Genomic DNA, 24,072 nt, shown 5'->3' with positions numbered 1-24,072 from the left:
CGCTGCCCTACATGCCCCAGCGCAGGCCCGCCGTCCGCACCGGCGCGTCCCACAGCCTGAGCAGCTCCTCGTCGATCTGGCACAGGGTGACCGAGGCGCCCGCCATGTCGAGCGAGGTGACGTAGTTGCCGACCAGGGTGCGGGCGACGGCGACACCGCGGTCGGTCAGCACCCGCTGCACCTCGGCGTTGAACCCGTACAGCTCCAGGAGCGGTGTCGCGCCCATGCCGTTGACCAGGGCCAGGACCGGGTTGCGCGGCGGCATGTCCTCCAGGATCGCGTTCACCGCGAACTCGGCGATCTCGCCCGAGGTCATCATCGCCCGCCGCTCCCGGCCGGGCTCGCCGTGGATGCCGATGCCCAACTCCAGCTCGCCGGGCGGCAGATCGAAGGTGGGGCTGCCCTTGGCGGGCGTGGTGCAGGCGCTGAGGGCGACACCGAAGCTGCGGGAGTTCTCGTTGACCTGCCGGGCGATGGACTGCACCCGCTCCAGCGGCTGCCCCTCCTCCGCGGCCGCGCCGGCGATCTTCTCCACGAACAGCGTCGCGCCGGTGCCGCGCCGGCCCGCCGTGTAGAGGCTGTCGGTGACCGCCACGTCGTCGTTGACCAGCACCTTGGCGACCTGGATGCCCTCGTCCTCGGCGAGTTCGGCGGCCATGTCGAAGTTCAGCACGTCACCGGTGTAGTTCTTCACGATGAAGAGCACGCCGGCCCCGCTGTCCACGGCCGCCGCGGCGCGCACCATCTGGTCCGGGACCGGCGAGGTGAAGACCTCGCCCGGGCAGGCCGCCGCGAGCATGCCGGGGCCCACGAATCCGCCGTGCAGGGGCTCGTGCCCGGAGCCACCGCCCGAGACGAGGGCGACCTTTCCGGCCACGGGGGCGTCCCGTCGTACGACCACGCGGTTCTCCACGTCCACGGTCAGCTCGGGATGGGCGGCCGCCATGCCGCGCAGTGCGTCGGTGACCACGGTTTCCGGAACGTTGATCAACATCTTCATGGGTTCCTCCTGGTGAGACGTGGGTCCGTTCCTTCATCCGTACAGTCGGAAGTATCGGCGCTCAAGGCGCGCGGGTCACGTGTCCGGCGGATCCCGGCGTGCTGCGGCCGCCGGGGGGCGCCGGAAGGCGCGGTGACAGGTCCGTCACCGCGCCCTCGTCCGTGCACCTACCGTGGTCAGCTCGTCTTGTGTCCCCACTGCGGACCGACCGTGGCCCATTCCCTGCCCCACTGGTCGACCCGCCGTCGGTTCAGCCGCCAGCGGACCGCGGCACCGCCCGCGGCCACCAGGCCGGTCACGCCGAGGCCGGCGGAGGCTCCCAGAAACGCCGCCTCGACGGCCGCCGAGGCCGGACTGGGCGGCTCGGTGGTCGGATCGCCCTGCGCATCCGTCCAGATCACCGTGTGCGACCCGGCCCTCTTGCCCGGCTCCACCAAGGTGGTGTCGGTGCGGGTGGTTCCGTCCGGGAGCGTCCAACGGACCGTGACGAGCGACCGGTAGCCGCTCGCCGCGGCCCGCGGGGCGTCCGAGAGGAGGACGGCGTTCACCGGGGTGCGCTCGGCGCGTTGCTCTGCGAACACGCCGTCGGCGGTACGGGCCGTGATCACACCGGCGACAGTGCCGCCGAGCGCCACGACCGCCCACACGGCCAGCACGAGCCACGCTTCGAGAACATCGTCACGGCGGCGCAGCGGGTTGGCCCGCCACCGCCACAGCCACCGCTTTGTCGGCCTCCCCTTACGCATCGGTCCGCACCTCCTCGTCGTCACTGCGAACCAAGGTGACGTCGGCGAGCGCGTGGCGGCATGGGCCGGACAGGGGGAGTCGTGGGGCCGACCGGGACCAAGTCGGTGACACGAATGGGCCGTTCAACCCTGTGGTGACGGCCGCGCGCGACGTGCTCCGCCCGCGCGGCGGCCGGATTCCGGGGCCTGGCCGGCCGCCTACGAGGGACCATCGGCCCCTCACCCGGGCGGCGCGGTGGGCCCACCCTCGAATGACAGCCGTACCAGTACCGAATCCGTGCGGGAGGAGGGCACCATGCGATCCGCGCCTCTCGACGCCGAGACCCTGGAAGCCTGCATCGCGGCCGCCGTGGCCGCGCCCTCGTTCTTCAACACCCAGCCCTGGCGTTTCCGGCTCGATCCCGAGGACCTGGCGTTCGAAGTGCGTGCGGCCACGGACCGGGGCCTGCGCCATCTCGATCCGGTCGGCCGGGCGCTCCATCTGTCGGTGGGCGCATCCGTCTTCAACCTCCGCGTCGCCGTGGCCCACTTCGGCTGGGCAGCCGTCGTACGACTGCTTCCGCGTCCCCAGGAGCCCGGGCTGCTGGCCACCGTACGGCCCACGGGATCCCCGAGCCGGCACGCCACGGAGCACCGCGGCGATCTGTACCAGGCGATCTGGCGCAGGCACAGCAGCCGCTTCCCGTTCTCGGACCGGGTGGTGCCGAAGCAGGTGTGCGCCGAACTGGCCGAGGCGGCTCACGCGGAAGGAGCCGCGCTGACCTTCCCCGAGGCGGCAGAGATGACCCGGCTGCTGCGCGTCACCTCCGAGGCCGAGCGCCGCAACCGCGTCGACGCCGACCGTGGCAGGGAGAGCCGCCGCTGGGTGCACCGCGATCCGGACGAGCCGAACGACACGGGACTGCCGCGTACGGCACTCGGCCCGCAGGACGCGCGCGAGCACCTCCCGATGCGGGACTTCACCGCCGCACGGCACCCCGCGCGGCTGTCGGCCCAGGACTTCGAGGCCACCCCGCTCGTCGCCCTGCTCAGGACCGAGCACGACCGGCGCACGGACTGGCTGCGGGCCGGGGAGGCACTCGAGCACGTCCTGCTCGTGGCCACCGCCCTCGGCCTGCGCGCGTCCCTGCTGCACCAGCCGATGGAGTGGCCCGACCTGCGCCGCCTGCTGAGCCCGGATCCGGAGCACACCGGCCACGCGCAGATGCTGATCCGCCTGGGTTACGGGCCGGAGGGCCCGGCCACCCCGCGCCGTGCTCCCGAGAAGGTGCTGGACGCGGAGATTCCGAACCGCTAGCCCGCACGGCCCGCCGCGACGGGGACCGCGTTCCGGCGCTCGGCCCCGGAGTGCTCGAAGAGGGCCGTGGGCAGGTCCGGCAGGAGCTCGAAGACGCCGGCCAGGCCGACGGGACGCAGGATGTGCAGCAGACGGCCGCTGTCACAGACCAGCCGGAGCCTGCCGTGCCGCGCGAGGACGTGGTTGCGCGTCCGGCACAGCAGCCGCAGGCCGCTGCAGTCGATGAAGGTCACGGGGCGCAGGTCCAGCACCAGATCGGTGCGAGCACCCGCGGTCAGGGCGTCGAGGCGCACCGAGAGCCGCGTCGCCGTGAGGATGTCGATGTCGCCGCGCAGTTCCACCACGGTGGTGCCGTCGACGACGCGTTCCGTGTGGCAGGGCGCGGGCCTGGTGTCGTTTTCGGCCATACACAGAGCAAAACCCGGGGGCCGGGACCGGTGGAAGGGCCGCTCGGCCCCGACTGGGCCGATCACCGGGACCGGACGGCCCCACGTGATCGCGGCGGGGCGTGTTCGAGGGTCGCTCTCCGGCGGGGCGGGACCGATGGCCCCGTTCCGCGCCGGGCCGTCCGCCGGAGCCTGGGAGGTAGGCCTGTGCCGGGCCGTTCCGTCCGGATCCGCCCGTACGGAAGCACCGAAGGGAGCACCGACATGACTTCCCAGCACGTGGCCGTCGGAGTGGACGGCTCGCTGATCGCCGTACGGGCCCTGGACTGGGCGGCACAGGAGGCGGAGCGCCGTGGCGTCGCCCTGCGCCTCGTCCATGCCGTGTCCGACCTGGACGAGGCCGGACCGATCCTGTCCTCGGCCCTCTCGCGGATACACGTCCATCACCCCGGCCTGCTGGTCGAGACGGTACCGGCCGTGGGTGGCGCGGTGGAGGTCCTCGTCCGCGAGAGCCGGGACGCGGTACTCACCGTCGTGGGCAACCGCGGGCTCGGCGGGCTCACCGGAGCGCTGTTCGGTTCGGTGAGTCTGCGCCTGGCCGCCCACACGCACGGCCCCCTGCTCGTGGTGCGCGGCGACCACCGGTGCGACGAGGACCGCGAGGTGCTGCTGGGACTGGAGAGCGACGCCGACACGGACGCGGCGGCCTACGCCTTCCAGGAGGCGGAGCGGCGCGGCGTCCGGGTGCGCGTCCTGCACTCCTGGTCCCACCGCCACATCACCCCCGAAACGCCGTCGTTGATCCCCGCGACGAGCCCGGGACAGCGGGAACTGGCCCGGCGGGAGGCCGCCGAAGAGGTGGTGCCGCGCTTCACCGTGGCCGCGCTCCGGGAGAAGTACCCCGAGGTCGGGGTCGAGTCGCGCACGGTGCGTACGGCACCCGCGCACGCCCTGCTGGAGGCCACCCGCGAGGCCGGTGTGGTCGTCGTCGGCGTCCGGCGCCGCACGGAGCGGCGCGGGCCGCGCCCGGGCTTGGTCGTGCACGCCCTGCTGCACCGCTCGCACTGCCCCGTCGTTCTCGTGCCGACCGGCTGACGGGACCCACCACCGGCCCGCCCGGGAGGCTGAACAGGCCTTCGCAACGGGGACGTTCGGCCCCGGACCACGGGCCGCGCAGCCCCTCCGGCGCCGGCGGCGGAAGCGGGACATTGAAAGCGCTACGACAGTCGTCAACATTCCGCGCGTCACCCCTAGAAAGGGATGAGCAATCATGGCAGTCCACGATCACCCGCAACGGCACGTGCGGTTCCACCTGTCCCTGCGCAGGTCCGGCACGGCCCAGCACTCCGCGGACGAGACGAGCGCGGTCGTCCTCTCGGCGACCAGCACGCATGTCCTCGCCACGCTCCGCCTGCTGACCGGGTTCGTCTTCCTGTGGGCTTTCCTCGACAAGACCTTCGGCTTCGGTTACGCCACCCCGTCCGGCAAGGGCTGGATCGACGGTGGTTCGCCCACCAAGGGCTTCCTGGGCTCGGTCGCCGCCGGCCCCATGGAGTCCACCTTCCACGACTGGGCCGGCGCGGGCTGGGCGGACTGGCTGTTCATGCTGGGCCTGCTCGGCGTCGGGCTCGCCCTGATCGCGGGCATCGGCCTGCGGATCGCCGCGGTGGCCGGCACCGCGATGATGGCGCTGATGTGGATCGCCGAATGGCCGCCGGCCAAGCACCTGTCCGACGGCTCGCCGAGCATGTCGACGAACCCGTTCACCGACTACCACGTCATCTACGCCGTCGTCCTGATCGCCCTCGCGGCCGCGGGCGCCGGCGCCACCTGGGGCCTGGGCAAGGCCTGGGCGCGACTGCCCTTCGTCAGCCGCAACCACTGGCTGCTCTGACCTCGTCCGACCAGCCGCCCTGCACCGGGGCACCGCCGCGACGCCGCGGCGGTGCCCCGGCTTTTCGTGCCCGGGACCGGAAGCAGCACCGGCGAGGTCCGCAAGGGGTTCCGTCCGGCCGCGTGGTGGGGACCGACCGGCCCAAGCGCGCCTTCCGGGACCGCCACAAGCTGGACCTGCGGGGCAGTCCCGGCATCGGGCCGGTGCCCGGTCGCAGGAGAGGAAGTGACGGGCCATGGCGGACCAGGCGCCGTCCCGGACGGCGGAGGAACAGGCGCTGGGCGACCTTGGGCGGCGGCTCGCCGCACGGCGGGCGGAACTCGGGCTGACCCGGCGGGAGACGGCCGCGAGGGCCGGGATGGCGCCGGGCTACGTCCAGTACCTGGAGGAGCATCCAGGAGCCGCGCCGGGCCCCGGCGTCCTGCTGCGGCTGGCAGAGGTTCTGGAGACCACCGTGCGCGAGCTCGCCGGCGGTCCGACCGAGCTGCCGTACGGACTGGGGCAGCCTGCCCGCACCGCCGGACTCGCGGAGTTGGGCGTGCCGGAGTGCCGGGAGCTGCTGGCCACGCACGGCGTGGGCCGGATCGCGGTGCCCACGGTGTCCGGGCCCGTCGTCGTGCCGGTCAACTACAGCCTCGTCGACGGCGCGATCGTCTTCCGGACCGAACCCGGCAGCATCCCCTCCCAGGCGGCCGGCTGCCAGATCGCCTTCGAGGTCGACCGCATCGACGACGCGTTCAGCAGCGGCTGGAGCGTCCTGGTGCGCGGTCGAGCGCGCACTGTGACGGACCCCGACGAGGTACGCCGGCTCGCCGACCGCGCTCGCAGCGCACCCTGGGCCGGCGGACACCGCGACCAGTGGGTGCGCATCGATCCTCTCGTGATCACGGGGCGTCGTATCACGGTCTGACGCGGGACGTTCTCCGGTCGGGCCGGGACCGATGGACCCTCACCCGGGGCCCTCGCCCGACGGACGATGGACGGAACGCTCCAGCGCTGAATCCGGCACAACGCCCCGGCGCAGCATCCAGGTGAGAGACGGGCTGGCCCATGTATCCGAACGACGGTTTCCGTGAACTCGAACGGCAGGAGTGCCTGCGTCTGATGGCGAAGGTGCCCGTCGGCCGTATCGTCCACACGCGTCAGGCACTGCCTGCCGTGCTGCCCGTCAACTTCTGCCTGGACGCGGACGGCGCGGTGCTGCTGCGCACCTCGGCGGCCTCGGAGCTGATCCGCGCCGTCGACGGTGTGGTCGTCGCCTTCGAGGTCGACGAGGTCGACGCGGCCACGCACTCCGGCTGGAGCGTCGTCGTCACCGGCCCGGCCATGGTGGTGACCGACCCCGACGAGCACGAGCGCCTGCTCCGGACCGGCCCGCGCTCCTGGGCGCCCTCGCCCCAGGAGGTGTTCGTCCGAGTCGAGCCCGAACTGGTCACCGGCCGCGAACTCGTGGGCGGACGCAGCCTGTACGGAGTGGACCTGGCGCCCTGAACGGCCACGGGCCGTCCTGGAGCGGTGCGGACCACTCCAGGACGGCCTCGGAACGGTTTCGGTCAGTCAGGACGAGTAGCCGCCCGGCGCCGGCCGCCTGCGGTACACCAGGTACGGCCTGGTCAGGTAGCCGACCGGTGCGCTCCACACGTGCACCAGGCGGGTGAACGGCCAGGCCGCGAAGAGCAGGCAGGCGCTCAGCGCGTGGAGCTGGAACAGCAGTGGGGCGTCGGCCATGGCCTCGGGCCGCGGCCGCAGGACGAACAGGCCGCGGAACCAGACCGAGACGGTCTCTCGGTAGTCGTAGCCACCGCCGAAGACGTTGTGGGCGGCGGTGGCGGAGATGCCCAGCAGGACCGCGGCCGACAGCAGCGGGAAGAGGAGCTTGTCGCTGCGGTCGGTGCGGAGCCGGATCCGGCGGGTCAGCAGCCGCCGTGCGCTCAGCATGCCCAGCCCGGCGACCATGGCCACGCCGGCCACGGAGCCCAGCCACACGGCCGTGGTGTGGTACGCGTGCTCGCCGACGCCGGCCGCCTCGGTCCAGGAGGCGGGCACCGCGAGGCCGACGACATGCCCGGCGATCATCAGGAAGGCGCCCATGTGGAACAGCGGGCTGCCCCAGCGCAGCCAGCGGTGTTCGAGGAGCTGGCTGGTCCGGGAGGTCCAGCCGAACTGGTCCTGCCGGTAGCGCCAGACGTGCCCGACCACGAACACGGCGAGACAGATGTAGGGCACGGCGACCCACAGCAGCAGGTCGGCACCGCTCGGGGAGGCCGCGAGGACCAGGGAGGCGGAGTTCATCGAGGGTCCTTCGAGCGGTCGGCCGCGACGGGCGGTATCCGGGTCGGCTGGGCGGGCGGCGGCGGTACGAACGTCTCCGGCGGGGCGAACTCTCCGGCTCCGTAGGCGCCGTAGGGATCGAGCCCGACCTCCTCCTGCGGCGGACCCTGGGCGGCGAGCTCTGCCACGGCAGCCAGATCGGCCTCCGTCGGCGGTGGCAGCAGCGTGAGCAGCGCGCCCAGCACATGTCGGTAGGGCGATTCGGCGTCGGTCAGCGCCCGGTGAATCAGTTCCAGCCCGCGCCGGTGCTGCCGCAGGGGTGCCTCGCCCCGGCCGGGTCCGACGAGCGCGGCGAACTCCAGGACGACCGGCAGGTGGTCGGGCAGCTCGCCGCCGTCGGCGTCCCAGCCGGCGGCCCGGTAGCGCTGGGCCAGGGCGAGCAGGGCCATGCCCCGCCGCCGTGTGTCGCCGTGCAGGTAGTAGGTGAGGTAGAGGCTGCTCTTGCGGCGCAGGTCGAACATCTCGACGTAGTGCCGGGCCAGGAGGTCGGGATCCCGGCCGTCGAACCAGTCCATGAAAGCGGCCAGTTCACCGGCGGCCGGGGAGGACGGCAGAGCGGCCACCGCGGCCGCCAACGAGGGCCGGGCTTCCGTGAGTTCGGGATCGGGGTACTGCAGCAGCAGCGAGAGCAGACGCAGCAGCAGTGCCCTGCGGTCCGCCTCCTCGGGCGTCATCGCCGAGCGACGCCGCACGGCCGCCCGGACGCGGGCGCGGGCGATGGCCGGGAGCGTGGTGGGCAGCGGGCTCATGAGGGGCCTCCGGAGGCGTTGCGGCGCAGCGTGGGCAGGCCGAGCATGACCCGGCGTCCGGCCGGCTGCTCGGCGGCATCCACCGGGCAGCGGTTCTCCATCGCGCTGAGCGCGGCGGCGTCCTCCTTGTGCGCGGCCGGGATGACATAGCGCTCGGCGTACTTGGCGATCGCGAGCAGCCGGTGCAGGTCCTCCGCCTCCCGGGCGGTCAGACCGACGGCCTTGAGCTCCGCCTCGTCACCCTCCTCGCCCAGCGTGCGCAGGCGCATGTACGAACGGAGCGCGGTGAGCTTCATCAATACGCCCGCGACCACGTCCGTGTCGCCCGCGGTGAACAGGCTCGCCAGGTAGTCCAGCGGGATGCGCAGCCGGGTGACGGCGGCGAAGACGTGGTCGGGGTCGTCCTGGTCTCCGCCGGCCTCGGTGACGGCGTCGAGGACGGGGGAGAGGGGCGGGACGTACCAGACCATCGGCATCGTCCGGTACTCCGGGTGCAGCGGCAGGGCGACCTTGTAGCGCATCACGAGGTCGTACACCGGGGAGCGGCGGGCGGCCGTCAGCCAGTCCTCGGGGATGCCCGACTCCCGTGCCGCCGCGATCACTTCGGGGTCGTTCGGGTCAAGGAAGACACCGCGCTGTGCCTCCAGCAGGTCCTGCTCCTCCGGGGCCGCCGTGGCCTCGCCGACGCGGTCGGCGTCGTACAGCAGCAGCCCCAGATAGCGCAGCCGGCCCACGCAGGTCTCCGAGCAGACCGTCGGCTGGCCGGCCTCGACGCGCGGGAAGCAGAAGGTGCACTTCTCGGCCTTGCCGGTGGCGTGGTTGACGTAGACCTTCTTGTACGGGCATGCCGTCACGCACATCCGCCAGCCCCGGCAGCGGTCCTGGTCGACCAGGACGATGCCGTCCTCGACGCGCTTGTAGAGGGCGCCGGACGGACAGGCCGACACACAGGCCGGGTTGAGGCAGTGCTCGCACAGCCGGGGGAGGTGGAAGAGGAAGGTCTGCTCGAACTCGAAGCGCACCTTCTCCGCCCACTCCCCGGTGAGGTTGGGGTCGGCGCCGGCGTTCTCCGGGGCGCCGCCGAGGCTGTCCTCCCAGTTGGCGCCCCAGGTGATGGCGGTGGGCCTGCCGGTGAGCACGGATCGGGGGCGGGCGACGGGGATGTCCTGGCCGGCCGGGGCGCTGACCAGGTTGTCGTAGTCGTAGGTGACCGGCTCGTAGTAGTCCTCGATGGACGGCAGGTCCGGGTTGGAGAAGATCGACAGCAGGCGCCTGACACGTCCGCCCGAGCGCAGGACCAGCCGGCCCCGCCTGTCGAGCATCCAGCCGCCCTTCCACTGCTCCTGGTCCTCGTAGCGGCGCGGGTAGCCGACGCCGGGCTTGGTCTCGACGTTGTTGAACCAGGCGTACTCGACGCCGGTGCGGTTGGTCCACGTCTGCTTGCAGGTGACCGAGCAGGTGTGGCAGCCGATGCACTTGTCGAGGTTCATGACCATCGCCACCTGCGCCATGACGCGCATCAGTACTCCACCTCCTGGCTGCGACGGCGGATGACGGTGACCTCGTCGCGCTGGTTTCCGGTCGGGCCGTAGTAGTTGAAGGCGTACGTGAACTGCGCGTAGCCGCCCGCGAGATGGGTCGGCTTGAGCAGCAGCCGGGTCAGGGAGTTGTGGATGCCGCCGCGCCGGCGGCTGACCTCGGTCTTCGGCACGTTCACCGTGCGGTCCTTGGCGTGGTACATGTACACCGTGCCCTCCGGCATCCGGTGGCTGACCACCGCGCGGGCGGCGACGACGCCGTTGCGGTTGTACGCCTCGATCCACTCGTTGTCCTTGACCCCGATCTTCTCGGCGTCCTGCGTTGACATCCAGATCACCGGCCCGCCGCGGGACAGCGCGAGCATGAAGGCGTTGTCCTGGTACTCGGAATGGATGGACCACTTGGAGTGCGGGGTGAGGTAACGCACCGTCACTTCCGCGCGCCCGTCGTGCAGTTCCTCGTCGCCGTAGTGGCGGCGAGCGTCCAACGGCGGCCGGTAGACGGGCAGTTGCTCGCCGAGCTCGGCCATCCAGTCGTGGTCGACGAAGAAGTGCTGTCGGCCGGTCAGGGTGTGCCAGGGCTTCTTGTGCTCGGTGTTGATGACGAAGGGTGAGTAACGGCGCCCGCCCGTCTCGCTGCCCGACCACTCGTACGAGGTGATGACCGGGCGGGGCTGGACGCGGGTGTCGGCGAAGGTGATCCGCTCGGCCGCCCGCTCGGCGGAGAGCTCCACCAGGCCCTCGCTGCCGGTCTGCCGCTCCAACGCACGGAACCCCTCGGTGGCCAGGCGTCCGTTGGTGGTGCCGGACAGGGCGAGGATCGCCTCGCACATGTCGGATGCGGTGGCCAGGGACGGCCGGCCGGCGGCGACTCCCTCGCGCACGGTGCCGCAGCGGCGGCGCAGCTCGGCCAGCTCCTGGTCGGGGTGGACGGTGACGCCCTTGGTCGTCGTGCCCAGCTTGTCCAGGAGCGGGCCGACGGCACGCATCTTCTGCGCGACGGCGGCGTAGTCCCGCTCGATGGTGACCAGCCTGGGCATGGTGCGCCCCGGCACCGGCTCGCACTCGCCGGCCTTCCAGTCCCGGACCACCCCGCCGGGCTGGGCGAGTTCGTCGGGCGTGTCGTGCTGGAGCGGTACCGCGAGGACGTCGGTACGGGTGCCGAGATGCTCGGCGGCCAGCTCGCTGAACCGGTCGGCGATCGTCAGGAACGCGTCGTAGTCCGTACGGGCCTGCCAGGGCGGGGCGATGGCCGGGGTGAAGGCGTGCACGAAGGGGTGCATGTCGGTGCTCGACAGATCGTCCTTCTCGTACCAGGTGGCGGCCGGAAGGACGACATCCGCGAGCAGGCCGGTCGACGTCATGCGGAAGTCCATGGCGACCAGCAGGTCGAGCTTGCCCTCCGGCGCCTCGTCGTGCCACACCACGTCCCGGGGCCGGGCCTCGGGCGGGGCCTCCTGGCTTCGCACCGCGCTGTCCGTGCCCAGCAGATGGCGCAGGAAGTACTCGTTGCCCTTGCCGGAGGAGCCCAGCAGGTTGGCCCGCCAGACGGTGAGCACGCGCGGGAAGTTGGCCGGGTCGTCCGGATCCTCGGCGGCGAACCGCAGCCGCTGGGCCTTGAGTTCCTCGACGATGTGCTCGGCGACCGGCCGGCCCGCCGCCGCGGCCTCGTCGGCGAGGTCCAGGGGATTGCGGTTGAAGCCGGGGTGGCCCGGCGTCCAGCCGAGCCGGACGGCCTGGGCCAGACAGTCCGCGAACGCCTGCCCCTTGAAGCGCCCTTCACCGAGCGGCGAGGCCAGCTCCTCGGGTCCGAAGGCCTCGTAGCGCCACTGGTCGGTGTTGAGGTACCAGTAGGAGGTGCCCGCCATGTGCCGGGTGGGCCGCTGCCAGTCGAAGGCGAAGGCCAGGTGCTGCAGGCCGGTGACCGGGCGGATCTTCTCCTGGCCGACGTAGTGGGCCCAGCCGCCGCCGTTGACGCCCTGGCAGCCGGTCATCGTCGTCAGCGCCAGGAAGGCGCGGTAGATGGTGTCGGAGTGGAACCAGTGGTTGGTGCCCGCGCCCATCGCGATCATCGAACGGCCCTGGGTGCGCTCGGCGTTGCGCGCGAACTCCCGGGCGATCCGCGCCGCCTGCTGGGCCGGCACCGAGGTCACGGTCTCCTGCCAGGCCGGGGTGTACGGCTGCGAGGCGTCCTCGTACGACGTGGGCCAGTCACCCGGCAGACCCGGCCGCGCGACGCCGTACTGGGCCAGCATCAGATCGAAGACCGTGGTCACCAGCCGGCCGCCGATCCGGCGCACGGGCACCCCGCGCACCATGACCGAACCGCCCTCCGTGGTGCCCTCGTCGAACCGCGGCAGCACGACCCCGACCGTCTCCTCGGCCCGCTCCAGCAGGCTCAACTCGGGGACCACATCGCCCAGTTCGAGGTTCCAGCGACCGCGCCCGGCTTCCCCCCACCGGAAGCCGAGCGAGCCGCCCGGGACCACCGGCTCTCCGGTGGCCCGGTCCAGGAGGACGGTCTTGAAAGCCGCGTTCTCCTCGGTCTCCTCGTCACGGCCGAGGTCGGCGGCCGTGAGGAACCCGTCGGGGACCAGTCCTCGTTCGTGCTCGCGCAGGGTGACCAGGAACGGGGCGTCGGTGAACGTCCTCAAGTACTCGCGGAAGTAGGGCACTTCACGGTCGACGAGGAACTCGCGCAGGATCACGTGGCCCATGGCCATCGCCAGCGCCCCGTCCGTGCCCGGATGCGGGGCCAGCCACTCGTCGGCGTGCTTGACGTTGTCCGCGTAGTCGGGGCTGACCGCGACGACCTTGGCGCCGTTGTAGCGGGTCTCGGTGAGGAAGTGCGCGTCGGGCGTGCGGGTGACGGGGATGTTGGAGCCCCACATCACCAGATAGCCGGCGTTCCACCAGTCGGCCGCCTCCGGCACGTCCGTCTGGTCGCCGAAGACCTGCGGGGAGGCGATCGGCAGGTCGGCGTACCAGTCGTAGAAGGAGAGGAGCGTGCCGCCGATCAGCGACATGAAGCGGGCGCCGGCCGCGAAGGACGCCATCGACATCGCCGGGATCGGCGAGAAGCCGGCGACGCGGTCGGGGCCGTACGCCTTGACCGTGTGGACGTGGGCGGCGGCGACGAGCTCGGTCACCTCGTCCCAGTCGGCGCGGACCAGGCCACCCTTGCCGCGGGCCCGCTTGTACGCCCGGGCCTTCGCCGGGTCGGAGGTGATCTCGGCCCAGGCGGCCACCGGGTCGCCCAGGCGGCGGCGCGCCTCGCGCCACAGCTTGAGCAACTCGCCCCTGACATACGGGTAACGGACCCGGCTGGGGGAGTAGGTGTACCAGGAGAAGGACGCCCCTCGCGGGCAGCCGCGCGGCTCGTACTCGGGGCAGTCGGTGCCGATGGAGGGGTAGTCGGTGGCCTGGTGCTCCCAGGTGATGATGCCGTCCTTCACGTACACCATCCAGGAGCAGGACCCCGTGCAGTTGACGCCGTGCGTGGAGCGCACCACCTTGTCGTGCGCCCAGCGGTCCCGGTAGAAGCCCTCCCACTCGCCGTCGGTCTCGCCGAACACGGCGCGTCCGTCGGCCGACACCTCACGGCGGGTCAGCAGCCTGCGCGCGGCAAGCGGCCAGCCCTCGTCGACGCGCGACGCCCGTCGCCGTACGTTGCGTTCGTTCTCCATGAGCAGGAACGCTAGGCGGCACAGGCCGCCGTGAACCGGGGCCGCCGGTCCCCGCGGGGTGACCTTCCGGCCCACCCCCGGCCCGCCGATGGGGCCCAACGGCCCCATGCCGGGAGCCGTACCGCGACGCGCTCCGCCCCGGGAGCCGGGACCGCCGGACCCGGTGAAGAGGACTGTCGGCCCACCGTGCGGGAGGGCCCGCAGCGCGCACAGTGACAGCGGACCACCGGTGCGCGGCGCGCGTCCGGAGCCTGCGCCCCCATGCCGATCCCGGGGCCGCACCACCCGCGAACAGAACGAGGAGGCGGCATGTTCCAGCCGTCGACGAGGAGAAGCGGCACCGAGGCCGAGAGGACCCCGGTGTCCGGCCGGGCGTGGCTGATGCTGGCCCTGGCCACCATCGGATTCGCCGTCAACTTCTGGGCATGGGCGCTGCTCAGCCCGCTCGGCCCGCGTTTCAAGGACACCCTGGAGCTGACCTCCTTCCAGCAGTCGCTGCTGGTGGCCGTGCCCGTCGTGGTCGGCTCCCTGGGCCGCATCCCGGTGGGTGCGCTGACCGACCGCTACGGCGGGCGCGTGATGTTCCCGCTGGTTTCGACCGCGACCATCGTGCCGGTGATCTATCTGGGCCTCGCCGGGCACTCCTCGCTCGGCGCGCTGCTGGTCGGCGGGTTCTTCCTCGGCATAGGCGGCACCGCGTTCGCCGTCGGGGTGCCCTTCGTGAGCGCCTGGTTCCCGCCCGAGCGGCGAGGCCTTGCCATCGGTGTCTTCGGCATGGGCATGGGCGGCACCGCGATCAGCGCCCTGACGACCGTGAAGCTGGTCAAGGCGCACGGCATGGCCGACCCCTTCCTGCTGACCGCCGCAGTGCTCGTGGCCTACGCCGTGGTCGCGGCGCTCTTCCTGCGCGACGCCCCCGGCCGCACGGTGCCCGACGAGCCGCTGCCGCGCCGTCTGGCGGCCACCCTGCGCCTCGGCATCACCTGGCAGGCCGCCGCGCTGTACGCCGTCGCCTTCGGCGGCTATGTCGCCTTCTCGGTCTATCTGCCGACGTATCTGAAGACCGGTTACGGCCTCACCCAGACGGACGCGGCGAACCGGATGGCCGGGTTCGTGCTGCTCGCGGTCGCCATGCGGCCGGTCGGCGGCTGGCTGGCCGACCGGACCGGCCCCGTCCGGGTGCTGAGCATGGCGCTGACGACCGTGGTCGCCGGTGCGGTGCTGCAGTCCTTCACCCCGGCGCTGGCACCTCTGGGCACCGTCGCCTGTCTGATCATGGCCGCCGCGCTGGGCGCCGGGAGCGGAGCGGTTTTCGCTCTGGTGGCGCTGCTGGCCCCGGCGGACAAGGTCGGCTCCGTCACCGGCGTCGTGGGCGCCGCGGGTGGCCTGGGCGGATTCGTGCCGCCGTTGGTGATGGGCTCGGTGTACGGCGCCCTGGGCTCGTACGCCCTGGGCCTGATCCTGCTGGCCCTGGTGGCGGGTGCGGCCCTTGTCTTCACCGGCACCGGCGTCCGCCGCACGGTGACCCGCCGGCGCCCGGCGGCACTTGCGGGCTGAGCCCTCGCACCAGACGGACGACACGGCCGCGGGCGGGACTCGAACACCGAGTCCCGCCCGCGGCCGTGTGCGGTCTCCGGCTACCCGCGGTGCATCGTCTCCAGCGCAGCGGCCAGCACGTGCGGATCGTGGTGGCCCTTGTAGACCGGGGGCGGCTGCTTGTCGAGCTTCAGGAGCCGGGCCACGGCCGTCCAGGCCGTGCGCACCGAGTACTCGACGGTGAAGACCACATCGTCGGGCACCTCCGCGAACTGCCCGATGAACGCCAGGTTGACCGACCCCTCGGGCACCACCCGGGGACGGTCCTCACGCCGGCGTACCAGGAACTGGCTGGTGATGTACGGCATCACACAGGGCACGACGGTGGAGGTCTCCAGGACGCGGGCGGCCCGCGCCTCGTCGAGGCGCAGGTGGTGCAGGACCTCTTCGAGGATCTCCCGGCCGGAGCACATCGTCATCGGCTTGCCCGTGTGGTTGCCGGCGCGGCCGGGGAAGAGGCCGTAGCCCCACCACACCGAGACGCCCTCGGGCTGGTCGCGGTAGACCGGCTGGCGGTTGGCGACGATCGTGAGCAGCCAGTTGGACCCCGTGAAGGTCATCAGCCCGCCCCGGCCGGTCTCCCGGCCGCCGAACTCGGCCAGCGCGTCGAGGAAGACGGGATCCTTGGCGGTGACCGTGAAGGACTCCCAGCGGGACTCCTTGACGTGCTTGTCGAAGGCCGCCGGGTTGCCGAACTCCTCGCGTCCGCGGGCGATGCGGTGCCACAGCAGCCATGCCTGCGAGCGGTGCGCGGGCGGGGGCGGCGGGGAGGTGTGCGAGCCGAGGCTGGAGGCGTCGGTCATGGAACCGTTCGTCACCAGGACCAGGTCCTGCGGAGATACGGCGATCTTCTCCTCGATGCCGTTGCGGGAGAGGTGGATGGTCTCGACGGTGCCGCTGTGCTGTCCGGCCGTGAACCCGAGGCCGGTGACCCGGGTGCCGGTGTGCACGGTCACACCGCGCTCGCGCAGCCAGGCCGTCAGGGGCCGCACGATCGAGTCGTACTGGTTGTAGCGGGTCCGGTGGATGCCCCGCATCGACGCGAACTGCGGGAAGAGGTGGATGAACCGCCGCAGGTAGCGGCGGAACTCGATCGCGCTGTGCCAGGGCTGGAAGGCGAAGGTCGTGCACCACATGAACCAGAAGTTCGTGGTGAAGAAGTGCTCGCCGAAGCAGTCCGTGATGCGCTTGCCGTCCAGGTGCCCCTCGGGGGCGGCCAGGCAGCGGACCAGGTCCAGCCGGTCGTGCTCGGAGAACCCCATGGCGGAGGTGTCGACGATCTTCCCGTCCGCGTCGACGAGCCGTGCGATGTCGTCCCAGGCGAAGTCCTCGTGCCCGGCCAGGATCTCCTCGGTCACCGACAACGAGGGGTCGTCGAGCGTGGGGATGCCGGACAGCAGGTCGTATGTGCACCGGAACTCGGCCTCGAACATCCGCCCGCCGCGCATGGAGTAGCCGGCGTCCGGGGTGCCGCCCGCATCCAGGCTGCCGCCCACGGACCGCTGCTCCTCGAACAGGTGGATGTCCGCACCGTCGAAGCCACCGTCGCGGATCAGGAACGCGGCCGCGGCGAGCGCCGCTATGCCACTGCCCACCAGATAGGCCTTCGCCATCACACAACTCCTCGTTCTCGCAGGTCGATCGGGAACCACGCCTGCCACGCTGTCGTGCCTGCCGGGGGCCGGTCTGTGGGCCGTTGGTCACCCACGGGGCCCGGTCGGCCCGCGTCCGGACGAGGGGCGCGCACGGCGGAGGCCCGGTCGGTGGTGTCCACCGACCGGGCCTCCGCCGTGTCCGGAGCTATGCCGAGCGCCGGCTGCCTCCCCGCCATGGCGGTGCGGTGGTCCGGTGACCGTCGTCCCAGGCGTGGGCCGCCTTGTCGGTCTGCCGGCGCAGCCGGTCGTGGAGCTGGTCGACGACCTCGTGCCCGGTGGCCTCTTCGGCCACGACGACGACCTGCCGGCGCCCGACGTGCAGGTCGGCCGTGGCCAGCCAGGGGCGGTCCGCGTGGCGGGTGGCGGCCTGCACGATCCGCACCTCACCGGTGACGGCGGGCAGCCCGGAGCGGCCGAGGACGGTGTCGATCTTCGTCCGGGCGTAGGCGCGGGTCTCCTCGTCCACCGGACCGTCGAAACGCAGCCGCACCGCGGGTATGGCCTGGGTGTTGTCGCTGGTCATGGTGACCCCTTTCCTGGAAGGTACAAGGCGGATCAGGCGGCGGTGGCGGGCAGCCACAGGTCGGGGCCGAAGACCTCGTACCGGATGCGCTGTGCCGGAACACCGGCGCCGAGCAGTTGGGCGCGGAGGTCGCGCATGAAGGGGAGCGGCCCGCACAGGAACACCGTGGCGTCCTCGGGGAGTTCGACGCCGGTGAGGTCCATCAGGCCCTCTCGCGCCGTCGGCTCCTCCGGTCCCGGCTTCTCGTACCAGAAGTGGGCCTGGGCGGCGGGCAGTTGGCGTACGAGGTCGCGGGTCTCGGCGCGTAGCGCGTGGTCGGCGGGGGAGCGGTCGGCGTGCAGGACCAGCACCGGGCGGGTCGAGGCCTCGGCTTCGAGGTGGGCCAGTATGGCGGTCATGGGGGTGCCGCCGATGCCCGCCGAGATCAGCACCAACGGGCCGGTGTCGTGGGCCCGGTCGTCGAGGAAGACGTCCCCGAAGGGCGCGGAGAGATAGAGCCGGTCCCCCTCGCGCACCCGGCTGTGCAGCAGGTTGGAGACCTCGCCCCCGGGCGCGACGGCGGTGGCACCCACCCGCTTCACGGTGATGCGGCGCAGTTCCCGGCCCGGGTCCGAGGACAGGCTGTACTGACGCAGCTGGTGCACCCCGTCGGGCATCCACACCCGCACGCTCACGTACTGTCCGGCCCGGGCCCGCGGGGACCGTCGGCCGTCCGTCGGACGGAGCAGGAAGGACACCACGTCCGGGGTCTCCGCACGGCGCTCGACGACGGTCCACGGCCGCCAGATCCGCCCCGGCTCGACACGCGCTTCCTGGTACAGACACGCCTCCCGGCCGATCAGGGCACCGGCCATCAGCCAGTACACCTCGTCCCAGGCGGCCGCCACCTCCGGGGTCACCGCGTCCCCGAGGGTCTCGGCAATGGCACCGAACAAATACTTGTGCACGATCGTGTACTGGTCGTCGGTGACGCCGACGGACGCGTGCTTGTGTGCGATCCGGGCGAGGAGTGTGTCGGGCCGCACGTCCGGGTTGTCCAGCAGGGCCGTCGCGAAGGCGGCGATCGAGCCGGCCAGCGCCTGACGCTGCGCCCCGCTGGCCTGGTTGCCGCGGTTGAACATCCCGTCGAGCAACTCCGGTCGGTCCCGGAACATCGCCTCGTAGAAGCGTGTCGTGATCTCGTCGAGCGCGCCGGCCACCGCGGGCAGGGTGGCGCGGACCACGGCGGCGGAATCTGCGGACAGCATGGGGCCTCCCGGGTGAGGGTGGGGTGGGGTGGAGGGAGCCACGTCGAGTGCGCGGCGGGTTCTGTCTAGCAGGTGACAGAGCCTGATCCGGGGCCGTTTGCGGCCCGTGGGTCGAAGAGGGGCCGGGCGGCCCCACGACTCGGGCGCATCGGCCCTCCGGCCTTCGCGGACCTGGGGACGTACGGCACTTCTCACCTCCCCGCCCGGCCCTGCCCGTCCGCGAGCGACCGCATCCGTTCCCGGTATGCGGCCGCGTCGATCCGGCCGAGCAGTCGCTGCCGCACCAGCCGCCGCTCGGCCGCCTCCAGCACGGCACGGCGCCGAGCGGCCGGGTCGGGGTCGGTGCGCCGTCGGCGCCGGAGCCAGGAGGCGCGTCGGTCGCCGGTCGGTGCCAGCAGGCGTGCCGTGTCGTACAACGCGCCCGCGACAATCAGCAGTTGGAGCAGTGCGGCTGCGGTGATCATGGCATCGGCCCTGTGGAGTCGGGTCCGCCCGGTCCGAGCGGTCGTCTTCAGGGTGGCTTCGTGCGGGCGGGGACGGCAGGGGTCGCCCGGGCCAACGCGGGAGCCGAGCGGCCCGTGGCGTGCCGTGCTCCACGGGAACCCGCCGCGGCAGGGCCGACAGGGGATCCGGCGGTGGGGACCAACGGGTCCGCACGGGGACCTGTGGCCGCTCACCAGGGCGCGGGGCGCGCAGAAGGATCGATCACGGAGAGACCGATCCGCAGCCACCGCACAAGGAGTCCCGACATGCCCACATCCAGACGCAGCGGCGCAGGGCCCGTTCCCCGCGCGGCACTTGGACTCCCCGCCGCGTCCGCCCTCGTGATCGGCAGCATCATCGGCACCGGAGTCTTCGCGCTGCCGTCCGCCCTCGCGCCCTACGGGCCGATCTCGCTGGTGGCGTTCGTCGCCGTCACCCTCGGCGCCCTCGCGCTCGCGGTGACCTTCGGGGCGCTCTCGAAGCGGGTGCCGGCCAGTGGCGGCCCCTACGTCTACGCCCGCGAGGCCTTCGGCGAGTTCGCGGGATTCCTCAACGCCTGGTCTTACTGGATCACGGCGTGGGCCGGGAACGCGGCGATCGTGGTGGCCTGGGTCGGGTACGTCGAGGTCTTCGTCAACACCGGGCACAGGACCGGGATCTCGGTGCTGATCGCGCTGGTCGGGCTCTGGACACCCGCCGCGATCAACCTCACCGGGGTACGCAGCACCGGCGCCTTCCAGGTGATCACCGCGGTGCTGAAGTTCGTACCGCTGGTCTTCATGGCCACCGTCGGCCTGCTGTTCGTCGACCCGGACAACTTCGGCCCCTTCAACGCGAGCCACCAGTCCGCGCTCGGCGCGATCTCGGCCGCGGCGGCCATCGCCCTGTTCAGCTACCTCGGCCTGGAAGCCGCCTCGGTGGTCGCCGGCCGGGTCCGCGAGCCCGGGCGCAACGTCCCGCGTGCCACCGTCTACGGCACCCTCGCCTGCGCCGTCATCTACATCCTCGGCACCCTCGCCGTCTTCGGCACCGTCTCGCACGGCGAACTCGGCGCCTCCACCGCGCCGTTCACCGACGCCGCCAACAACATCATCGGCGGCACCTGGGCCGGTGACGCCGTCGCCGTGGCCGCCATCGTGTCCGGCATCGGCGCCCTCAACGGCTGGACCATGCTGTGCGCCGAGATGCCGTACGCCGCCGCCCGCGACGGGCTCTTCCCGGGCGCCTTCGCGAGGCTGCGCGGCGACAGCGGCGTGCCCGGCTTCGGCATCGTCGCCTCGACGGTGCTGGCCTCGCTGATCACCGTGTTCAGCTACACCCGCTTCGAGGACGTCTTCACCAAGATCGTGCTGCTGAGCGTGCTGACCGCAGTGATCCCCTACCTGTTCTCCGCCGCCGCCCAGCTGTACTGGCTGCTGGTGCGCGGCCGGGAGGGCCGCGGCCGTGGCCGCCTGGCCCGTGACGTCACGGTGGCGGCCCTGGCGATGGCCTTCTCGTACTGGTCGATCCAGGGCAGCGGCTACCAGACCGTCTACTACGGCCTGTTCGTGCTGCTGCTCGGACTGCCGGTCTACGTCTGGCTCAAGCGCGACCGCGGCGAATACGGCGAGCGGGCCGCGGCGCAGCCCGGGACCGCCGACGAGGTCCGGGCGCCGGAGACCCCGCCTGCCGCCGGTGTGTTGCGCCGACCGAGGCAGAGCCGGCCCGGCGGCTCCTGGAAGAACACGCTCCACCACCACGACTGATCCCCGGACTTCGAGGAAACCTCGCCATGAACACGTTCCACGTCGACTCCGAAGCCGGGCAGCTCCGCCAGGTGATCCTGCACCGGCCCGGACTCGAACTGTCCCGACTGACCCCGCGCAACGTCGACGCCCTGCTCTTCGACGACATCCTGTGGGCCAAGCGGGCCCGCGAGGAGCACGACGCCTTCGCCCAGGTGCTGCGCGACCACGGAGCCCGGGTGCACTACTTCGCCGACCTGCTGGCGCGGACCCTCGACGTCCCCGAGGCCCGGACCTGGCTCCTGGACCGCGTCGTCACCCCCGCGAGCGTCGGCCCGGCACTCGTCGACCCGGTACGCGAACTCTGTGCCGGACTGGACGGCGAAACCCTCTCCGGCTACCTGATCGGCGGACTCCTCAAGAGCGACCTGCCGCTCGCCACCCCGCACAGCCTGGTCTGGAGCGCCCTGGACGCCGACGACTTCGCGCTCGCCCCGCTGCCCAACCACCTCTTCCCGCGGGACAACTCCTGCTGGATGTACGACCGGCTGTCCGTCAACCCGATGGCCAAGTCCGCGCGCCGCCGCGAGAGCCTGCACGCCGAGGCGATCTACCGGTTCCACCCGATGTTCGCGTCCGTCGCGCCCGAGCCCGTCCTGGACGGACCGGTGGGGACGCTCGAAGGCGGCGACGTGCACGTCCTGGGCAACGGCGCCGTCATGGTCGGCATGGGCGAGCGGACCACCGCCCAGGCCGTGGAGAACCTGGCCGCCCGGCTCTTCGCGAGTGGCACGGCGAACCGGCTGATCGCGGTCCAACTCCCCGCCGCCCGCGCCTACATGCACCTCGACACCGTACTGACGATGGTCGACCGCGACGCCTTCGTCGTCTACCCGGGCCTGGCCGGCTCGCTGCGCTCCTGGACCCTCCGGCCCAGCAGCCGGTACGAGGCCGGGTTCGACGTCACCCCGGACCAGGACCTCGCGGCCGCCCTGGCCGAGGCGCTCGACCTGGACAAGGTCCGGATGCTGTCCGCCCCGCAGGACATCCGCAACGCCGAGCGCGAGCAGTGGGACGACGGCAGCAACTTCCTCGCCCTGGCCCCCGGAGTGATCGTCGGCTACGAGCGCAACGTCACCACCAACACCTACCTGCGCAAGCAGGGCATCGAGATCGTCACCATCGCCGGCGCCGAACTCGGCCGCGGCCGGGGCGGTCCCCGCTGCATGAGCTGCCCGATCGAACGCGACCCGGTCGCCTGAGCCGACCCGACGAGGACCCGACATGACCATCGACCTGCGAGGCCGCTCCTTCCTGAGCGAACTCGACTTCACCGCCCACGACATCCACGGCCTGCTCGACCTCGCGGCCGGCCTCAAGGCGGCCCGCCGGGCCGGCACCGAACAGCCCCGGCTGACCGGGAAGCACCTCGCGCTGATCTTCGAGAAGACCTCGACCCGGACCCGCTGCGCCTTCGAGGTGGCCGCTGCCGACCAGGGCGCCGTCACCACCTATCTGGGCCCCGGCGACACCCACATCGGCACCAAGGAGTCGATCACCGACACCGCCCGCGTGCTGGGCCGGATGTTCGACGGCATCGAGTACCGCGGCAGCGACCAGTCGATCATCACCGAACTCGCCGCGCACGCCGGGGTACCCGTCTACAACGGCCTGACCGACACCGCGCATCCCACGCAGAGCCTGTGCGACGTCTTCACCATGCGCGAGCACAGCCCGAAGCCGCTGACCGACATCGCCTACTGCTACCTCGGCGACGCCCGCAACAACATGGGCAACTCCCTTCTCTCCATGGGTGCCCTGCTCGGCATGGACGTACGGATCGCCGCACCCCGCAGCCTGTGGCCGGACCCGGGACTGGTCGCCGACTGCCGCTGGTTCGGCGAGCGCAGCGGGGCCAGGATCACCCTCACGGAGGACGTCGAACAAGCCGTGCACGGCGCCGACTTCCTGCACACCGACGTCTGGGTCTCGATGGGGGAGCCCGCGGCGGCCTGGCGCGAGCGCATCGAACTGCTGCTGCCGTACCAGGTGGGCGAGAAGACCCTGGCGGCCACCGGGAACCCGGACGTGAAGTTCATGCACTGCCTGCCCTCGCTGCACGACGACCGGACCGTGCTCGGCCGGTCGCTGCTGGACCTCTACGGCCTCAGCGCCCTCGAAGTCACCGACGAGGTCTTCTCCTCACCGGCCTCCCTGGTCTTCGACCAGGCGGAGAACCGGCTGCACACCATCAAGGCCGTTCTCGTCGCCACCCTGGAGGACTGAACCATGCGCATCGTCATCGCCCTCGGCGGCAACGCCCTGCTGCACCGCGGCGAACGCCCGGACGCCGACATCCAGTTGGCGAACATCGACCGGGTCACCACCGCGATCGCCGCCCTGACCCAGGAGCACGAGGTCGTCCTCACCCACGGCAACGGCCCGCAGATCGGCCTGCTCGCCATGGAGAGCGCCGCCGACCCCGCCCTGCGCGCCCCTTACCCGCTCGATCTGCTCGGCGCCCAGACCCAGGGGATGATCGGCTCCCTGCTGGTGCGCACCCTGCACGACGCACTGCCCGGGCACCGCATCGCCGCGCTGGTCACCCACACCCTCGTACGCGGCGACGACCCCGCCTTCCGGCATCCGACGAAGTTCGTCGGCCAGATCTACCCCCTGGAGGTCGCCCGGGACCTCGCCCGCAAGCGCGGCTGGCGCATCGCCGGGGACACCACGGGCTGGCGGCGCGTCGTCGCCTCCCCGGCACCCGAACGGATCCTGGAGACCGACACCATCCACGAACTGCTGGCCGGCGGCACGATGGTGATCTGCGCCGGCGGCGGAGGCATCCCCGTCACCGCGGACAAGGACTCCGGCGCCCTGAGCGGCGTCGAGGCCGTCGTCGACAAGGACCTCACCGCCGCCCTGCTCGCCGAGGACCTCAAGGCCGACTTCCTGCTCATCCTCACGGACGTGCCGAACGTCTACGCCGACTACGGCACCTCGAAGCAGCGGCCCGTCCTCGACGCCACCCCCGCGGAACTGCGCAAGGCCGGCTTCCCGGCGGGCTCGATGGGACCGAAGGCCGAAGCGGCCGCCCGGTTCGTCGAACGCACCGGCGGCCTGGCCGCGATCGGCGCCCTCGACGCGGCGTACGAGATCGTGCACGGCCGCTCCGGGACGCTCGTGCGGCCCGCGCTGCCCGCCGCCTGAGCGC

General features: G+C 72.2%; 21 protein-coding genes. 10 read left to right on the top strand and 11 right to left on the bottom strand.

Translation table 11 applies throughout. The features are described from left to right. Positions 1–7 precede the first annotated feature (7 nt). Together dhaK and ACQEWB_RS02915 are read right to left on the bottom strand one after the other, a co-directional pair. Complete coding sequence (dhaK, locus tag ACQEWB_RS02920) at positions 8–1,000, bottom strand: dihydroxyacetone kinase subunit DhaK (protein WP_432826678.1); 993 nt, start codon at positions 998–1,000, stop codon at positions 8–10. A 176-nt stretch (positions 1,001–1,176) separates the two neighbouring features. Next, positions 1,177–1,746, bottom strand: a complete 570-nt coding sequence (locus tag ACQEWB_RS02915; protein WP_432826676.1) for an Rv1733c family protein — start codon at positions 1,744–1,746, stop codon at positions 1,177–1,179. 295 nt (positions 1,747–2,041) lie between these two features. On the opposite strand from ACQEWB_RS02915, the gene ACQEWB_RS02910 reads away from it, so the two are divergent. Then, positions 2,042–3,043 carry an Acg family FMN-binding oxidoreductase gene (locus ACQEWB_RS02910; protein ID WP_432826674.1) on the top strand — a complete coding sequence of 334 codons (1,002 nt, stop codon included), beginning with the start codon at positions 2,042–2,044 and terminating at the stop codon, positions 3,041–3,043. Here ACQEWB_RS02910 and ACQEWB_RS02905 read toward each other — a convergent pair. Then, a complete protein-coding gene (locus tag ACQEWB_RS02905; RefSeq protein ID WP_432826672.1) occupies positions 3,040–3,450 on the bottom strand; it encodes an STAS domain-containing protein in 411 nt (136 codons plus the stop codon). The two genes, ACQEWB_RS02910 and ACQEWB_RS02905, sit on opposite strands and share 4 nt — an antisense overlap. A gap of 243 nt (positions 3,451–3,693) precedes the next feature. On the opposite strand from ACQEWB_RS02905, the gene ACQEWB_RS02900 reads away from it, so the two are divergent. The 4 genes from ACQEWB_RS02900 to ACQEWB_RS02885 all read left to right on the top strand — a co-directional run bounded on the left by ACQEWB_RS02900 (position 3,694) and on the right by ACQEWB_RS02885 (position 6,814). Continuing rightward, positions 3,694–4,524: a universal stress protein gene (locus tag ACQEWB_RS02900; protein WP_432826670.1), complete on the top strand. Its 831-nt coding sequence runs from the start codon at positions 3,694–3,696 to the stop codon at positions 4,522–4,524. A 175-nt stretch (positions 4,525–4,699) separates the two neighbouring features. Next, a complete protein-coding gene (locus ACQEWB_RS02895; protein WP_432826668.1) occupies positions 4,700–5,323 on the top strand; it encodes a hypothetical protein in 624 nt (207 codons plus the stop codon). Between the two features lie 235 nt (positions 5,324–5,558). Then, positions 5,559–6,233, top strand: a complete 675-nt coding sequence (locus tag ACQEWB_RS02890; protein WP_432826666.1) for a helix-turn-helix domain-containing protein — start codon at positions 5,559–5,561, stop codon at positions 6,231–6,233. Positions 6,234–6,373: 140 nt separating this feature from the next. Then, a complete protein-coding gene (locus ACQEWB_RS02885; RefSeq protein WP_432826664.1) occupies positions 6,374–6,814 on the top strand; it encodes a pyridoxamine 5'-phosphate oxidase family protein in 441 nt (146 codons plus the stop codon). A gap of 66 nt (positions 6,815–6,880) precedes the next feature. On the opposite strand, the gene narI is transcribed toward ACQEWB_RS02885, so the two are convergent. From narI to ACQEWB_RS02865, 4 genes are read right to left on the bottom strand one after another with little or no spacing between them, the layout of a single operon-like run. Then, entirely contained in the window at positions 6,881–7,615 is a 735-nt protein-coding gene (narI, locus tag ACQEWB_RS02880) for a respiratory nitrate reductase subunit gamma (protein ID WP_432826662.1), read from the bottom strand. Continuing rightward, the gene (gene narJ, locus ACQEWB_RS02875) at positions 7,612–8,403 is read right to left on the bottom strand and encodes a nitrate reductase molybdenum cofactor assembly chaperone (RefSeq protein ID WP_432826660.1); all 792 of its coding nucleotides are present in this window, start codon (positions 8,401–8,403) and stop codon (positions 7,612–7,614) included. The genes narI and narJ overlap by 4 nt, the downstream gene beginning before the upstream one ends. Continuing rightward, complete coding sequence (narH, locus tag ACQEWB_RS02870; protein ID WP_432826659.1) at positions 8,400–9,923, bottom strand: nitrate reductase subunit beta; 1,524 nt, start codon at positions 9,921–9,923, stop codon at positions 8,400–8,402. Before narH ends, narJ begins: the two co-directional genes overlap by 4 nt. Continuing rightward, positions 9,923–13,627 carry a nitrate reductase subunit alpha gene (locus ACQEWB_RS02865; protein ID WP_432826657.1) on the bottom strand — a complete coding sequence of 1,235 codons (3,705 nt, stop codon included), beginning with the start codon at positions 13,625–13,627 and terminating at the stop codon, positions 9,923–9,925. Before ACQEWB_RS02865 ends, narH begins: the two co-directional genes overlap by 1 nt. Positions 13,628–13,936: 309 nt before the next feature. On the opposite strand from ACQEWB_RS02865, the gene ACQEWB_RS02860 reads away from it, so the two are divergent. Next, entirely contained in the window at positions 13,937–15,184 is a 1,248-nt protein-coding gene (locus tag ACQEWB_RS02860) for an MFS transporter (protein ID WP_432826655.1), read from the top strand. Positions 15,185–15,264: 80 nt separating this feature from the next. Here ACQEWB_RS02860 and ACQEWB_RS02855 read toward each other — a convergent pair whose 3' ends face one another. The 4 genes from ACQEWB_RS02855 to ACQEWB_RS02840 form a co-directional block, all read right to left on the bottom strand. Continuing rightward, positions 15,265–16,875 (bottom strand): oleate hydratase, encoded by a 1,611-nt coding sequence (locus ACQEWB_RS02855; RefSeq protein ID WP_432826653.1) that lies wholly within the window; start codon positions 16,873–16,875, stop codon positions 15,265–15,267. 148 nt (positions 16,876–17,023) lie between these two features. Continuing rightward, positions 17,024–17,401 (bottom strand): hypothetical protein, encoded by a 378-nt coding sequence (locus ACQEWB_RS02850; protein ID WP_432826651.1) that lies wholly within the window; start codon positions 17,399–17,401, stop codon positions 17,024–17,026. A gap of 32 nt (positions 17,402–17,433) precedes the next feature. Continuing rightward, positions 17,434–18,648, bottom strand: a complete 1,215-nt coding sequence (locus ACQEWB_RS02845) for a globin domain-containing protein (protein WP_432826649.1) — start codon at positions 18,646–18,648, stop codon at positions 17,434–17,436. Between the two features lie 191 nt (positions 18,649–18,839). Continuing rightward, positions 18,840–19,112, bottom strand: coding sequence for a hypothetical protein (locus ACQEWB_RS02840; protein ID WP_432826647.1), 273 nt, complete (start codon positions 19,110–19,112; stop codon positions 18,840–18,842). 285 nt (positions 19,113–19,397) lie between these two features. On the opposite strand from ACQEWB_RS02840, the gene ACQEWB_RS02835 reads away from it, so the two are divergent. The 4 genes from ACQEWB_RS02835 to ACQEWB_RS02820 are packed head-to-tail and all read left to right on the top strand — an operon-like array spanning position 19,398 to position 24,068. Continuing rightward, on the top strand, positions 19,398–20,876 hold the full coding sequence (locus ACQEWB_RS02835; protein ID WP_432826645.1) for an APC family permease: 1,479 nt from the start codon (positions 19,398–19,400) through the stop codon (positions 20,874–20,876). A gap of 26 nt (positions 20,877–20,902) precedes the next feature. After that, on the top strand, positions 20,903–22,117 hold the full coding sequence (locus tag ACQEWB_RS02830) for an arginine deiminase (RefSeq protein WP_432826643.1): 1,215 nt from the start codon (positions 20,903–20,905) through the stop codon (positions 22,115–22,117). Positions 22,118–22,139: 22 nt separating this feature from the next. Beyond that, positions 22,140–23,141 carry an ornithine carbamoyltransferase gene (gene argF / locus ACQEWB_RS02825; RefSeq protein WP_432826641.1) on the top strand — a complete coding sequence of 334 codons (1,002 nt, stop codon included), beginning with the start codon at positions 22,140–22,142 and terminating at the stop codon, positions 23,139–23,141. A 3-nt stretch (positions 23,142–23,144) separates the two neighbouring features. Beyond that, a complete protein-coding gene (locus ACQEWB_RS02820; protein ID WP_432826639.1) occupies positions 23,145–24,068 on the top strand; it encodes a carbamate kinase in 924 nt (307 codons plus the stop codon). The last annotated feature ends 4 nt before the right edge of the window (positions 24,069–24,072 follow it).

The organism is Streptomyces sp. CA-249302, assembly GCF_050936785.1.
Lineage (GTDB): Bacteria > Actinomycetota > Actinomycetes > Streptomycetales > Streptomycetaceae > Streptomyces.
The sequence above is the reverse complement of the archived record's forward strand: the minus strand, read 5'-3'. Positions and strand labels throughout refer to the sequence as shown.